This window comes from Colwellia sp. C2M11 (genome assembly GCF_018860915.1).
Lineage (GTDB): Bacteria > Pseudomonadota > Gammaproteobacteria > Enterobacterales > Alteromonadaceae > Colwellia.
Genome location: NZ_JAHKQD010000011.1, coordinates 13,151 through 27,507 on the forward strand (window position 1 = coordinate 13,151; position 14,357 = coordinate 27,507).

The 14,357-nt window shown below is 36.2% G+C and carries 15 protein-coding genes; 5 read left to right on the forward strand and 10 right to left on the reverse strand.

What is annotated here, in order from left to right:
- Positions 1-56: 56 nt before the first annotated feature.
- A complete protein-coding gene (nagB, locus tag KO509_RS03850) occupies positions 57-863 on the reverse strand; it encodes a glucosamine-6-phosphate deaminase (RefSeq protein ID WP_215971975.1) in 807 nt (268 codons plus the stop codon).
- A 335-nt stretch (positions 864-1,198) separates the two neighbouring features.
- On the opposite strand from nagB, the gene KO509_RS03855 reads away from it, so the two are divergent.
- The 5 genes from KO509_RS03855 to KO509_RS03875 all read left to right on the forward strand — a co-directional run bounded on the left by KO509_RS03855 (position 1,199) and on the right by KO509_RS03875 (position 5,410).
- Positions 1,199-2,008, forward strand: a complete 810-nt coding sequence (locus KO509_RS03855) for a crotonase/enoyl-CoA hydratase family protein (protein ID WP_252727367.1) — start codon at positions 1,199-1,201, stop codon at positions 2,006-2,008.
- A 268-nt stretch (positions 2,009-2,276) separates the two neighbouring features.
- Positions 2,277-2,774, forward strand: coding sequence for a YcxB family protein (locus KO509_RS03860; protein ID WP_215971977.1), 498 nt, complete (start codon positions 2,277-2,279; stop codon positions 2,772-2,774).
- Between the two features lie 428 nt (positions 2,775-3,202).
- Positions 3,203-3,793 (forward strand): 1-acylglycerol-3-phosphate O-acyltransferase, encoded by a 591-nt coding sequence (locus KO509_RS03865; RefSeq protein ID WP_252727368.1) that lies wholly within the window; start codon positions 3,203-3,205, stop codon positions 3,791-3,793.
- 1 nt (position 3,794) lies between these two features.
- Positions 3,795-4,145, forward strand: coding sequence for a ribonuclease E inhibitor RraB (gene rraB / locus KO509_RS03870; protein WP_215971978.1), 351 nt, complete (start codon positions 3,795-3,797; stop codon positions 4,143-4,145).
- Between the two features lie 146 nt (positions 4,146-4,291).
- Positions 4,292-5,410 carry a beta-ketoacyl-ACP synthase III gene (locus tag KO509_RS03875; RefSeq protein ID WP_215971979.1) on the forward strand — a complete coding sequence of 373 codons (1,119 nt, stop codon included), beginning with the start codon at positions 4,292-4,294 and terminating at the stop codon, positions 5,408-5,410.
- A 93-nt stretch (positions 5,411-5,503) separates the two neighbouring features.
- Here KO509_RS03875 and KO509_RS03880 read toward each other — a convergent pair whose 3' ends face one another.
- From KO509_RS03880 to lptE, 9 genes are all read right to left on the reverse strand, one after another.
- A complete protein-coding gene (locus tag KO509_RS03880; RefSeq protein WP_215971980.1) occupies positions 5,504-6,700 on the reverse strand; it encodes a serine hydrolase in 1,197 nt (398 codons plus the stop codon).
- Between the two features lie 158 nt (positions 6,701-6,858).
- A complete protein-coding gene (locus tag KO509_RS03885) occupies positions 6,859-7,707 on the reverse strand; it encodes a septal ring lytic transglycosylase RlpA family protein (protein WP_252727369.1) in 849 nt (282 codons plus the stop codon).
- A gap of 131 nt (positions 7,708-7,838) precedes the next feature.
- On the reverse strand, positions 7,839-8,954 hold the full coding sequence (gene rodA / locus KO509_RS03890; protein ID WP_215971982.1) for a rod shape-determining protein RodA: 1,116 nt from the start codon (positions 8,952-8,954) through the stop codon (positions 7,839-7,841).
- Entirely contained in the window at positions 8,944-10,917 is a 1,974-nt protein-coding gene (mrdA, locus tag KO509_RS03895) for a penicillin-binding protein 2 (RefSeq protein ID WP_215971983.1), read from the reverse strand. Before mrdA ends, rodA begins: the two co-directional genes overlap by 11 nt.
- A 114-nt stretch (positions 10,918-11,031) precedes the next feature.
- Positions 11,032-11,502, reverse strand: coding sequence for a 23S rRNA (pseudouridine(1915)-N(3))-methyltransferase RlmH (gene rlmH / locus KO509_RS03900; protein WP_215971984.1), 471 nt, complete (start codon positions 11,500-11,502; stop codon positions 11,032-11,034).
- Between the two features lie 17 nt (positions 11,503-11,519).
- The gene (gene rsfS, locus KO509_RS03905; RefSeq protein WP_215971985.1) at positions 11,520-11,843 is read right to left on the reverse strand and encodes a ribosome silencing factor; all 324 of its coding nucleotides are present in this window, start codon (positions 11,841-11,843) and stop codon (positions 11,520-11,522) included.
- Positions 11,844-11,959: 116 nt separating this feature from the next.
- Positions 11,960-12,631 carry a nicotinate-nucleotide adenylyltransferase gene (gene nadD, locus KO509_RS03910; RefSeq protein ID WP_215971986.1) on the reverse strand — a complete coding sequence of 224 codons (672 nt, stop codon included), beginning with the start codon at positions 12,629-12,631 and terminating at the stop codon, positions 11,960-11,962.
- Positions 12,632-12,706: 75 nt separating this feature from the next.
- A complete protein-coding gene (holA, locus tag KO509_RS03915; RefSeq protein ID WP_215971987.1) occupies positions 12,707-13,771 on the reverse strand; it encodes a DNA polymerase III subunit delta in 1,065 nt (354 codons plus the stop codon).
- A 36-nt stretch (positions 13,772-13,807) separates the two neighbouring features.
- On the reverse strand, positions 13,808-14,356 hold the full coding sequence (lptE, locus tag KO509_RS03920) for an LPS assembly lipoprotein LptE (protein WP_252727370.1): 549 nt from the start codon (positions 14,354-14,356) through the stop codon (positions 13,808-13,810).
- Position 14,357: the final 1 nt, after the last annotated feature.

Here is a 14,357-nt window from a genome sequence, read left to right on the forward strand (position 1 = left end):
TTGTTAATGTAGGTAATTATCTAAGCTAATATCATCTTAAATGAAAACTATCTAAACTAATAGTTGTGATATAAACCAAACTCTTCATTTACTTTAATATTTTGATTATTTGCCCAATGGTAATATTCTTGATCTTCTAGCTTACTTGCTGCCGCTTTATCTAATAATACAATGGCGTTTTCATGCATTTGCAAAGCTGAAGCTGGGCACATAGCTGAAAGTGGGCCAGCTACCATGTCTTTTACTGCCTGTGCTTTACTCTCACCTGTTGCCATTAACAGGACATATCTCGCATCTAAAATAGTTGCAATACCCATGGTCATAGCAAGTGTTGGTTGAAATTCATCTTTATCAAATAAACGAGAATTATCAGTAAGGGTTTGTTGTGTTAATGTTTTTATTCGTGTGCGTGACGCTAGACTTGATGTTGGCTCATTAAAACCAATATGTCCATTTGCACCAATGCCTAAGATTTGTAAATCAACACCATTAGCCTGTTTGATTTTTTCTTCATATGCTAAACCTTGCTCTCTAGGGTTTTCACCTTGGTTACAAGTAGGTAAAAAGGTATTGTCTATATTAATATCAACATGATTAAATAAATTTTGATTCATAAAGTGACGATAGCTTTGTGCATTATCAGCATCAATACCCAAATACTCATCTAAATTAAAACTTGTTGTATTTTTAAAACTTAACTCACCTGCTTTATATTTATTTACAAGTTGTTGATAAAGGCTAATCGGAGTGCTGCCTGTCGCTAGGCCTAACACAGGATTTTTTTTCTTAGTAAGTAATTCAGCTACCCATTCGGCAGCATTAACGGCAACTTGTTGTGCATCGTCAAAAATAATAACTTGCATGTTATTTCCTTAGAAAAATTAAACTATTATCCCTTAGAGGGTATACCAAGGGCAGACGTCTGAAATAGTAGACATCTGAAAGTATCAGTAATCATTGCATGTTATTTATTTTTAACATTATCAACCTGAGGCTGTTTTATTGTTGCAATGACATTAATCTAGGTGCGTTTAGTAACTTTACCACAAAATTATCCGATATATTGGTAAAGTTCAGGAAAAAATGCACATTTTTGATCTGAAAATTACCACGTAAGGCTAAATAATCTTGCCTTGTGGTACTACCAGTTTAATTATGGCACACTCAAGAAAAGATTAACTTGGAGATGGTAAATTTTATGACTAATGCAAGAGTGAAATTTAACGTTGAGCAAAACATTGCTTATGTCACTTTAAATAGAGTGGATAAACATAATGGTTTAGATAAACCAATGATACTTGAACTAGTGCAAGTAGCGAAAAAAATTAATGAAGATCGTGCTATTCGTTGTGTCATTTTACAAGGTGCAGGTGCTTCATTTTGTGCTGGATTAGATTTTAATTATGTTGCTAAAAACCCGTCAATGATTGGTAAGTTCTTTTTCAAACTGCCTTGGCGCAAAGATAATATGTTTCAACGTGTAGCACACGTTTGGCGAGATTTATCAGTGCCTGTTATTGCGGTTGTGCATGGTAATTGTTTTGGGGCGGGGATGCAGATCATATTAGGTTGTGATTATCGTATAGCGACTCCTGATGCAAATCTATCGATTCTAGAAATGAAATGGGGATTAATTCCAGATATGAGTGGTATGGTCACGTTATCTCGATTAACTCGCCTAGATATAGCCCAAGAATTAACAATGACAGGACGATTTTTCTCAGGTGTTGAAGCCGAGCAATATGGTTTAGTTTCAAAAGTTAGTGAAACGCCTATCATTGAGGCGAAAGCGTTGGCTGAAAAAATTTGTCAACAAAGTCCTGATGCTATTGCTGCTGCAAAATATTTATTTAAAAAGACTTGGAAAAAAGATACCAGAGCGGCATTATTTTGGGAAAGAATAGTTCAGTTACGATTGTTAGGACGAAAAAACCAAAAGATAGCAATGAAGAATGGTTTATCTAAAAATGAAGAGCCAAAGCCATTTGTTGATCGTAGTAGTTTTTAACATTATAGCTAAATATATAGTTTTGATGACACAGTATACATTAAAGGTCGTCTTTTGACGGCTTGCACAATACGCGCGTATATCATTGGTTTTATTGGCTTTGGAATGACTCTAAAGTAGTCCGCTGGCCTGGTTCTTGTACATTAACTATGCTCTTGAGTAGAGAATAGATTTAATCTAGTTGATATAACTATGAAACTTTAATTACCTTCATTACTTCGTGAAAAATTTCTGTTAGAATTATTTTTATTTATTGTTAGTTTTTTTAATGAAACCATCTCCTTCTTTTACAAGTAAATTTATATTAGATAAAGCATATTTTAATGAGTGCTATAGTGAGTCAAGCACATTAGAGCTTTCTGCTAAGACCTTTTTAAAATCAGGTGTTTTAATGTCATTTGGTTTAATTATTTTGATATTTACCCCAGTAAATGCGTATGCTGCTTGGTTTGTTGTAGCATTGGGGATACTTGAAGCGCTAAGTTTATACTATAGTCAACCTTGGTGGGTTGTTAGACAAATGCTTAGTAAAGCCTCTAACAGCGAAGTGACATTAACGGTTGATGAACAAGGTGTTCTTAGTGAGTCTTTTTATCATACCGGTCGAATATTATGGCAAGACGTTACTACCATAACAGAAACTGACTTAGGGTATGTTTTGCACTTTAAGGCAGGAAAAAATACAGGGAAAAGCTACTTATCTAAGTCTCATCTATCAAGTGATGCCCAATCTTATATTAAAATTAAAATGGCAGAAATTACTTAAATGCCACATTAGTTAACCTTAAGTTTATTAACTTAAGGTTAACTAATCTTAATCGTATTCTTTTCTCTCTAGTTATTTGCTCTCTAAAGCGATCCCTCCTAAGAGTGTTTTTTATGCGCTTATAGAAAGTGAACTTATTGCTACGCGCTAAAATTCTATCTTGTCTTTACTTTGTTTTTATTAATTTTATATTGGAAAATTACGTCTTTGATCGCTATCTTGAAGATAGTAATTGTTTTATTGAGTATGGCAACTTGCTATACTCGCCACCTCAAATTTTGCTAGGAATTCCTTTATTGTTAACTCTTTTTCGTTTTATTTTGATGGCTTTTATCTTTCTATTTATTTGCATTGTTTCTTGCTCGTATTGTTTGATAAGGCCTTTTCATCGAAATAATGTTTACCATACGTCTAAATATTTAGGCAAGATGAGTAAGTTATTAGGCTTTGATGTTGAAGTAAGAATTCCTGAGTCAGTTAAGGCTGTCGGCCCTGCTATTTATGTGGCTAATCATCAAGACAATTATGATATATTTACCGTCGCTAATGCAGTGCAACCAGGTACGGTCACGCTAGGTAAAAAAAGTTTAAAATGGATCCCTTTTTTTGGTCAAATGTACTGGCTAACAGGAAATATATTAATTGACCGTAAAAACTCGAATAAAGCGATGGGCACAATGAATGTTACCGTCAAAAAAATCATTCGAAATAAACTTTCTATTTTGATGTTTCCTGAAGGTACTCGGAGTAAAGGGCGAGGGCTTTTACCTTTCAAAACAGGGGCTTTTCGTACGGCAATGCAAGCTAATGTTCCTATCATTCCTATTTGTGTTAGCAATCAAATAGGAACAATTAAATTGGGCCGTTGGAATAATGGAAAAATTCTTATTGAGCTATTAGAGCCTATTGTTATTCCTAATGATGATAGCGTCAGTGCACGTAATATCGCTGAGCAAACACACGCATTAATGAAAGAAAAAATTAGTCAACTTGATAAAGAACTAGCAGAAGGTAAATAAAATGATTGATAAAGAATTAGAAGGTTGGTTGGAGCATACCGATGCACTTGTAGGTGAGTTATTATCAGATGGAACAAACGAAGAGGTATATCATACTATTGAGCATCATTTTGCTAGTGAGAATTTTGATCTACTTGAGAAAGCCGCGATAGCTGCATTTAAACTTGGATTAGAAATTGAAGAGCCAGAAGAAGCTGAGCTTGAAAATGGCGACAAAGTATTTGCCTTTGATATTGTAACCGAGCAAATGCTCAATGCTGAGTTACTACGAAAAGAAACCAAAGCGATGTTTGAATTAGCACAGAAATGCAACGTAGACTATGACGGCTGGGGCACTTACTTTGAAGAGTAAGCTTTTATTATCTAAGATAATTTATCTTTATATATAATTATCGCTATATCGGAAGAACTTTTTAATAAGTAGGCGAATAATCGACAAAACCTATCAAATAAAATACACTAGTGGTCATACCTTCTTTGTAAGTTTGAGAGAATTTTATGTCTGTTGTAATTAGTGGGACGGGGTTATTTACTCCTCCTGAAAGTATTTCCAATGATGAGTTAGTCACTTGTTTTAATCGTTATGTTGATCACTTTAATAGTAGTAATAAACAAGCTATTGAAAGCGGTGATATTACTGCGCTAGCTCATTCGAGTAGCGCTTTTATTGAAAAAGCTTCAGGTATCAAAAGCCGTTATGTTATGTCTAAGTCAGACATATTAAATATTGATGTTATGAGACCGACATTTGTTGAACGTCCCAATAACGAATTATCCTTACAAGCCGAAATTGGTGTTGCTGCAGCGAAACAAGCTATGGCTGCAGCCAATAAAACCGCGGCAGATATTGATCTTATTATTGTTGCTTGTGCTTATACACAGCGCTCTTACCCTGCTATGGCGATAGAAATACAGCAAGCGCTAGGCTGTTCAGGTTGGGGATTTGATATGTTGGTTGCTTGTTCTGCGGCAACCTTTGGTATTATCAATGCGGCTAATGCTATTCGTAGTGGTACAGCTAAAACCGTATTAGTGATTAACCCTGAAATACTGACACCACAAATTAACTATCGCGATAGAGATAGTCACTTTATTTTTGGTGATGTTGCTACTGCATCTATTGTTGAAGACTCTTCTACTGCGACAGGAGAGCATCAGTTTAAAATCATTGCAGAGCAGCCTATTACACAATTTTCAAATAATATTAGAAGTAATATTGGTTACATGAATCAATGTAGCCCTGACACTGAGAATGATGTGGATAAATATTTTATTCAGCAAGGTCGAAAAGTATTTAAAGAAGTACTGCCGATGGTATCGAACCTAATAGCATCGCAAATGGATAAGGTTGGCCTAGCACCAGAAAATATTAAGCGTCTTTATTTACACCAAGCTAATATTAATATGAATAACTTTATTGGTAAGAAGGTCTTAGGTCGCGATCCTACTCCTGAAGAAGCTCCTATCATTTTAGATGAGTATGCTAATACAAGTTCGGCAGGTTGTATTATTGCTTTGCATAAGCATCATGATGGTTTCAATTCTGGAGATAAAGCAGTGTTATGCTCTTTTGGTGCAGGTTATTCAGCATGTTGTTTAATCTTAGAGTATGTTTAAAGACAGTGTAAAATGAAGTAGACATTAAAACAAAAAAACCACAGGTTATATATTACCTGTGGTTTTTTTATGTAAATTATTTAAGTAACGTTTTTATTCAAAAAACTGTGCAAAGAATAATTTAATGTAATCGACAACTTTAGAAAAGAAACTACCTTCATTAACTTCTTGTAGCGTAACCAGTGGGTATTGTGCAATTTCTTCATTTCCTAACTGTAGGAACAATTTACCAACAACTGTGCCTTTAGCTATCGGCGCTTTCAATTGTTGATCTAATTCAAATGTTGCTTCTAAATTCTTACGTTGACCACGAGGGATAGTAATAGGAATATCCATGGTTATGCCTAAATCTACTTCTTTCTTGTCACCCATCCAAATACGGTTAGTGGCAAACACTTCACCAGCTTGATATGGCGTGAATGTTTCAAAGAAACGGAAACCATAATTAAGTAACTTTTTACTTTCTACTTTACGTGCACGCTCGCTTTCAGTACCCATTACTACGGTAATAAGACGCATGTTGCCTTTTGTTGCCGAGGTGACTAGGCTATAGCCAGCATTTGATGTGTGGCCTGTTTTCATGCCATCTACATTTAAGCTTTTATCCCATAACAATGAGTTACGGTTATATTGCTTGATATTGTTGTATGTAAAAGACTTTTGTTTATAAAGAGCATATTCATCAGGTACGTCACGAATGATTGCACCTGCTAAAGTTGCCATATCGCGAGGTGTAGTCATATGCGATGAGCTATCTAAACCATGACTATTCTCAAAAAATGAACTCGACATACCTAATTGCTCAGCATGAGCATTCATTAAATCGGCAAAAGCACCTTCACTACCGGCAATGTGCTCTGCCATAGCTACACAAGCATCATTACCTGATGCAATAATAATCCCTTTATTCAACAGTTCAACTGAAACTTCTGTGCCGACCTCAATAAACATTTTTGATGAGTCAGGGAAGTTTTTTGCCCAAGCATTTTCGCTGATTGTTACCTTATCATCATTGGATATGTTACCGCTTTTTAACTCTTTTCCTATGATATAACTTGTCATCATTTTGGTTAAACTGGCAGGTGCTAGTTGCATATCAGCATTGCTTTGAGCAATAACTTTGCCTGTAGTGAAATCCATTAAAATATAGCCTTTAGCATTAATTTGTGGTGCTTCAGGAATAATTGTTATTGCATGACTTATCGATGAAAAAGCTAAAGTCGTTCCAAGTAAGGAAGTTGATATTACTTTGAAAAAATTACGTATGATATTTTTTGATTTTATAGGCATAATTATTTAATGTTAGGTTCGATAGAGTGATGAATTAATATAAAGCTAGAGGAAAGTATAACAGCTCTAATTTACATGGCTATGGTTGATATTAAGTAAATTGTAAAAATCGATTTACAATTAGTATTAATATCTTAACGGTTGCATTATTTTGTCTATTATAAAGCCTTTAAATAGGCATTTGGGTAGCTACCTTTTTTTAGTTCTAGCAAGAGGTTATTTAAGGTTGTTGTATTCGCTATAGGGCCTATTTGAATGCGATATATACCGTTTTCTTTAGGAAATTTAACTGTTTGAGAATATTTAGCTGAGATTTCTTTCGCTATTGTTTGTGCAAGTTCATGCTTACTCGTAGCAAAGACTTGAATATGATCTTTTTCTTTCGTTAGTGACTTTTCAAGTAAATGGTCAGCAATGGTTTTACTGACGACTGGCTTGGCTTCAGCTTCTTTTTTGGGGATAGGTGGGCTCATTGCTGTTACCTTCTCTCCAAATTCAGTAATCGCACTGATTTTTACTTCTGCAGTCCCACTTGTTAGCATATCAAGCTTATAGGCTGCACTGTAGGATAAATCAATAATACGATTTTGATGAAAAGGTCCACGATCATTGACACGAACAATAACTGATTTATTATTCGCAAGATTAGTGACTTTAAGATATGTCGGTAAAGGCAAATGTTTATGTGCTGCACTCATGGCATACATATCATAAATTTCGCCATTGGAGGTTAAATGACCATGAAATTTATTACCGTACCAAGAAGCGGTGCCAATTTGTTCAAAATTTTCTGCACTAGGTAATACTTTATAATTGATACCACGTACTTGATAGTCTTTATTCCCCCCTCTACTGTATGGCTCGGCACGTGCAATAGCATCTTGTTGTTCGCTTTGGTTTGGCAGTCGAGTTGGGATACTATCGTGTTTATCTTGATAACGGCCATTACTACAGGATGCGACGAGAAGCACCGAAATAATTAAGAAAAGTGTTTGTAGAATTCTCATGAATTGACTCATTGTATAAAACGTTTGATTGTTATAGTTGCAGTATATTTATTATGGTTTTAGTAAAAAGTAATATCTTATGTTCGCTGTTAAGCTATGTTGATAATAAATTAAGACGAAATAACTGAATATTATACATGAAATCGCCTATGTGTACTGATAGCCATAAGCATGCCAAAACCGGCGAGCAAAGTCACCATTGAAGTACCTCCAAAACTAACTAAGGGAAGTGGTACGCCAACCACTGGTAATAAGCCTGATACCATACCTATGTTTACAAAGACATAAACGAAGAAGGTTAAAGTTATGCTACCGGCTAATAACTTTGTAAATGCATCTTGAGCATGCGTAGCAATCCATAACCCGCGCATTACAATAAGTAAGTATACTGCGAGTAATATGCCGACGCCAACTAAACCAAACTCTTCGCTGAAAACGGCAAAAATAAAGTCGGTATGTCGTTCAGGTAAGAATTCGAGTTGTGACTGTGTACCTTGTAACCAGCCTTTACCGGTAACGCCGCCTGAGCCAATTGCTATTTTAGATTGAATAATATGGTAGCCTGAGCCAAGCGGGTCTTGTTCAGGGTTTAAAAAGGTCATTACGCGTTGTCTTTGATAATCTTTCATCAAAAACATCCATAAAATAGGAGCAAAAGCTGAGCCTAAACCAACACATACACCAATGAGTTTCCAGCTTGCACCAGCAAGGAATATGACAAAAATACCTGAGCTAGCGATTAATAATGATGTGCCTAAATCAGGCTGCTTAGCAATCAATAGCGTTGGCATTAATACTAAAATAAAAGCGAAAAACATCGTGGTTTTTTTTACGGGAAGACTTTCTTGGCTAATAAACCAAGCAATCATAATAGGGACAATGAGCTTCATTATTTCAGATGGTTGAAACTTCATAAAACCTAAATCTAACCAACGCTGTGCCCCTTTACCTACATGGCCAAAAAGTAATACGGAAACGAGTAATAATATTCCTATTACAAAAACAGGTACTGCCCATTTTTTATAGGAGAGGGGAGGAATTTGAGCAACGGCTACCATAACAACTAAAGCAACGCCTAATCGAATCGCTTGACGGTAAACTATGTCTATATCTTGCCCGCCAGCACTGTAGACAATAAATAACCCTAGTGCCATAAGTGATAATATGCCGAGCAGTAAAACTAAATCGATATGCAATTTTTGCCATATACTATAGGTTTGTTCTTGCGCTTCGTTATTATTCCGCATGACTAGTGCTCAAATTGTGTTGTAATGGCGAGTGAGTATGGTGATGAGCAACATCATCTGTATCGATAGTTGAACTTCCATAGCTAGATGCAATTTCTCTGTTGCCAAAGTACTGATCCATAATTTGTCTTGCTACAGGGCCTGCATTGGTGCCACCGCCACCTTTTGAAACGTTTTCTATTGCCACTGATACGACTATTTCAGGTGCATTATAGGGAGCAAAAGCGATAAACATTGCGTTGTCTCGTTGATTTTCTTTTGTTTTTTCTGCATCATATTTTTCGTCTTGTTTAATACGCGCAACCTGTGCTGAACCGGTTTTTCCTGCGGCATCATATTTTGCACCTTTAAATGGTGCATGAGCTGTTGCGCTAATTTCTTGAACTGTTCGGTGCATAGCGTTAAGTATTAAGTCCCAATGCTTGTCATTTTTTAGTACTAAAGGTGCTTGCTCTTCATAAATGACTTCTTCTTCAATATCTGAGTCTCTGCTGCGTTCTTTAGTTGATTTAAGCAAGTGTGGTACTCTGCGTTTGCCGCGATTTACTAAGGTTGTTAATGCTTGGGTTAATTGTAATGGGGTAACGGTCCAATAACTTTGTCCAATACCAACCGACAAGGTTTCACCTGTATACCAAGCTTTATTGTAGCGAGCACGCTTCCATTCGACACTAGGCATGATACCGCTACTTTCTTCATGTATATCAATGCCAGTGTAATCTCCAAAGCCAAAGCGTTCCATCATGGTACTAATTTTGGTGATACCGAGCTTAAAAGCTAAATCAAAAAAGTAGATATTACAGGATTGCTCAATTGCTTTATTTAAGTCAACCCAGCCATGGCCCCACTTTTTCCAATCACGGTATTTATTAGGTAAACCTTTAAGTTGATACCAACCAGGATCCCAAACTCGGGTTTCAGGTGTAATAATACCTTCTTCTAACCCTGTTAATGCTAAGAAGGGTTTTACTGTTGATGCTGGCGGGTAACCTTGCACACTTCTATTAATTAGGGGTAAATCTTTTGAATTACGTATTTTATTCCAATCTTTAGTGCTAATACCATGGACAAATAAATTACCATCGTAACTAGGGTTAGAGTACATTGCTAAAATATCGCCTGTACGTGGATCCATCGCAACTACCGCACCACGTTTTCCTGCCAGAGCACGTTTAGCGATCATCTGTAACTCAATGTCGAGTGTTAACGTTAAGTCCTTACCTGGTGTTGGCGGTTTATAATCTAATGTTCGAATAACTCGACCTCGACTATTTACCTCAACTTCTTGATGGCCGATGGTACCGTGCAGAATATCTTCATAATATTTTTCAATACCTAGCTTCCCTATGCCATGCGTTGCTGCATAGTTTTCAGACTTGCCATCAATTTCAAGTTGATTAGCATCTTTACGATTTATGCGTGCTACATAACCTAAGTTATGTGTTGTTAACTTACCAAAAGGGTAATAACGTTTTAGCCGAGCATCGACAAAAACACCAGGGAATTTATGCTGATTAACGGAGAAAAGGGCAACTTGTTGCTCGCTTAAGCGAGGGTGTAACTCTATTTGTTTGAAGCGGCGTTTACGTTTAACCGATTTGAAAAAGCTTTTTTTTCTATCATCACTTATGTTAAGTAACGTACTAATTTCGTCGATACTCTCTTGTAAATTTTCAGTTTGCTCAGGTATAACTGCTAGGCTGTAAACTGGTTTGTTATCAGCAAGAATGACACCATTTCGATCATAAATTAGACCGCGATTCGGGGCAACAGGTAATAGTTTTATTCGATTAGAGTTAGAACGTGTTTGGTATTTTTCGAATGAATTTACTTGCAGTGAATAAATATTATTAAACAATATTAATATAAGTATTAATACACCCATAAATATAATAAAGGTACGGCGAGCAAATAAGTTTGCTTCTGCGCTATGATTACGCATCGTAATACGACGTTTAGCCACAATTATTTCCTTTAAGCCATACTATTTTAGCAGCGAATATATTTTTATTAGCACACTTATTGTAAATAATATTATAAAGAAAGCTTTGTTCAGCTATACAATAAGTCGTCACAGCTATTCTCTATGATAAGGGTGATTAGTATTAACGCTCCAAGCGCGATACAAGCTTTCAGCAATGAGAATTCTTACCATAGGGTGTGGTAAGGTTAATGACGATAAAGACCATTTTTGTTCACTGGCTTTGATGCAAGCAGGAGATAAGCCTTCTGGACCACCTACCAATAATGCGACATCTCTACCGTCAAACTGCCAACGTTCAAGTTGTTTGGCAAGTTGTGGCGTATCCCAAGGTTTACCTTCCACCTCTAAAGTGACTATTCGGTTTCCTTTGGGAATAGCGTTGAGTAACTGCTCACCTTCTTTTTCTAAAATACGGGCAATATCTGCATTTTTGCCACGCTTTCCTGCTGATATTTCGACTAACTCAAATGGTAAGTCACGAGGAAAGCGACGAGAATATTCGCTAAAACCCTGAGTGACCCAACTAGGCATTTTGGTGCCGACGGCATATAAAGTTAGTTTCATTATTAAGCCCAGCTAAATTATTCTTCTGCCCATAACTGTTCTAAATTATATTTATCGCGTTCTTCATCTGTCATCACATGAACGATAATATCGCCCAAATCAACTAATGACCATTCACCAACATCGTTACCTTCTATTCCACGAGGAGCAGAGCCAGCAGCGCGACATTCCATTGCAACAGATTGGGCGATGGATTTTACGTGACGCTTTGAGTTACCTGAGCAGATAATCATATAGTCAGCAAAACTTGCTTTATTAGTAATATGAAGAGAAACAATATCTCTTCCTTTCATATCATCAAGTTTTTCTATAACAAATTTATTAAGTTCTTCAGTTTGCAAGGTTGTTCTTCCTAGAGTTAGGTTTATTGTTAAGCTCGGTATTAAAGCACCGATAATAGCTGCGTTAAAATACGCACCATATAAGTTGGTAATAGTAACACTTTTTGATGAAGCCGTTAACGATAAAGCATATTTTTGTTGATTAAATCTAATACTTTTGGATTTAATAACTTTTGGCAGCTCTGTTTATTAATTAAACGTTGTCTTATTTCACTAGAAGAAAGGTTGATATTTAAGTGTTTTTCATTGTTTGGTAGGCTGCAAGGGAGTAATAAAATACCGCCATATTTTTTTTGTTTCAATGCATGTACATCCGAAACTTGGTGTTCATTGAGTAGTATTTGAGTCGCGTGGTTGATGTTCTCTAGTTGATAGTTTGGTCGGGTATTTACCACTAAATGACAAAGCGATAATATTTCTTGATACTTATGCCATTGCGTAAAAGTTAATAAAGAGTCTAGGCCCATGATGAAATATAAACGTGAATTGGGATATGATAATGCTAATTCTTTTAAAGTATCGACAGTATAAGAATAACCACTACGGTGTAATTCGCGTTCATCACAACTAAAGATAGATTCACTTTCACAGGCTAACTTTACCATGGTAGCTCGTTGTTTGGCGCTGACATTAGGCGTTGCTTTATGAGGGGGAATGCTTGCAGGAATAACTAGCACTTTATCTAATGACAAATGCTCCGCGACTGCCTTGGCGGGTAAAGTATGACCAAGATGAATGGGGTTAAAGGTACCACCTAAAATGCCAATATCATTCACTGTTCTTTGCACTCACATTTGCTGTATTTATCATCTTTTACTCTTTATCTTCTTTATTCTACTTAACTAGCTTAAGTTAAATGTAGATTAACCATATTCATAGTTCAGTGAAAAGTGCTGAGTAGTCTCGCCGTGATAAAGTGTGATACATAGATCTGCTAATAATATAAAAGCGTTAAATTCACTGCTTGTTTTACTGATTAAATCAATATCGGCCAGTCGTGACACCGCTCGTTTGGCATTTTTCAAGCTTATATGTGTTAGCGCATGCTGATATAAAGGTTTACGTTTATCCCAAATACGATATTCTTTATATAAGTCATTGAGTGGTGTTCCTTGTGCTAACTTACTTAGCATGGTGTATAACTGGCTAACTTCTTTGTGAAAGACCCAAATTATTTGTCCGGTAGCTGCGCCTTCCTGTTGTAACTGATCCAACATCACAACGCACTTTTTGCAATTACCTAGTAATAATGCATCAATAATTTGAAATGGATTAAACTTAGCCTGTTTGGTGACTAGTTTTTCTGCTTCATTTAAACTAATTAGTTGATTATTAGTCGGGAATAGTAGTGAAAGTTTCTGCAGCTCTTGTTCTAGAGCGGGTAAATTTCCCTCGCATAGCTCAATTAATAATGAGGATAACTCAGGAGCTAGGTTAATATTTAGATTTCTTGCTTGCTGTTGTAGCCATCGAGGTAGGCTTTTGGTATCAATATCATATATTGGCAGGTAGCAGCCTAGTTGGGTGAAGGTTTTAAACCATTTTTTATTCGCACTAGGTCCATCAAGTTTAGGGCCATGAAAAATAAACACGACATCTTGTAATGCGACATTTTTTTCAATCACTTCACTCAATGCAAGTAAGCTTTTATTACCATGATCTCCAATCTTAACCGTAGTTAACTCTACTTCAATAATACGTTGGTTAGAGAATAAGCTCATTGATTGATATTCATCAATAAGCTGCTGCCAATCAAAACTATTATCACTAGTAAAGCGAATTACTTCACTAAAACCTTGTTGCAAGGCATGATTTCTAATTGTTGCTAAGCTATCATTTTTTTGCCAAGGCTCATCCCCAAAAACCAACCACACAGGTTTAAAGCCTTGTGTTAGTGTTTGCTGTAGTTGGTTGTGGTAAATCTTCATGGATGCCTTGTTTTAAATTAGCGAAAATTGTCGATGCTATCGTTGAATTCTTGCCATATCTCGTAAAATTTTATCGGCAGCAGACTTTCTCATTTCGCTTAACAATAGTGATAACTCTCGAGATTTTGCTAATGCTAGATTAGGATCATCTTGGTAGTCTCGGTTTAATTCAAAGCTGAAGTTTTGAGGCTCTTCAGGTGCTTCACCATCTGCAGAGCCAAATTGTAACTGATAATGAACTGTGTAAATGAGTTCATATTCAGCTACTTGACCGTTTTGAAATACTGATAAGGTTCTTCTATCTAGCGTATCAGAGAGTATGCGCAGTTCAGGCTTTTGTGCACTTTTATATTTTAGTACATTAACCTGGTTGCGCGAAAGGTGTTGTTTTAACAAGCGGGTCAACTCCCCATGTACATCACTAGAGCTTACGTATAAGGTTTGCAATTCATCACTAAGCAAATAATCACCACGCAGATGGAAGCCACAAGCGCTTAAAAAGCTAGTGGACAATATTACAAGAAAAATACAACTCCGTTGCTTAATAGCCCGACGGCTTACATACTGCATTAGTGAAAAATTCATC

Coding starts and splice junctions, on each gene's coding strand:
- rodA (WP_215971982.1), bottom strand. CDS start 8,954: ATGCGGAATAATAACGAAGCGCAAGAACAAACCTATAGTATATGGCAA.
- nagB (WP_215971975.1), bottom strand. CDS start 863: ATGCAAGTTATTATTTTTGACGATGCACAACAAGTTGCCGTTAATGCT.
- lptE (WP_252727370.1), bottom strand. CDS start 14,356: ATGAATTTTTCACTAATGCAGTATGTAAGCCGTCGGGCTATTAAGCAA.
- KO509_RS03855 (WP_252727367.1), top strand. CDS start 1,199: ATGACTAATGCAAGAGTGAAATTTAACGTTGAGCAAAACATTGCTTAT.
- KO509_RS03875 (WP_215971979.1), top strand. CDS start 4,292: ATGTCTGTTGTAATTAGTGGGACGGGGTTATTTACTCCTCCTGAAAGT.
- KO509_RS03885 (WP_252727369.1), bottom strand. CDS start 7,707: ATGAGAATTCTACAAACACTTTTCTTAATTATTTCGGTGCTTCTCGTC.
- KO509_RS03865 (WP_252727368.1), top strand. CDS start 3,203: ATGAGTAAGTTATTAGGCTTTGATGTTGAAGTAAGAATTCCTGAGTCA.
- holA (WP_215971987.1), bottom strand. CDS start 13,771: ATGAAGATTTACCACAACCAACTACAGCAAACACTAACACAAGGCTTT.
- KO509_RS03880 (WP_215971980.1), bottom strand. CDS start 6,700: ATGCCTATAAAATCAAAAAATATCATACGTAATTTTTTCAAAGTAATA.
- rraB (WP_215971978.1), top strand. CDS start 3,795: ATGATTGATAAAGAATTAGAAGGTTGGTTGGAGCATACCGATGCACTT.
- rlmH (WP_215971984.1), bottom strand. CDS start 11,502: ATGAAACTAACTTTATATGCCGTCGGCACCAAAATGCCTAGTTGGGTC.
- KO509_RS03860 (WP_215971977.1), top strand. CDS start 2,277: ATGAAACCATCTCCTTCTTTTACAAGTAAATTTATATTAGATAAAGCA.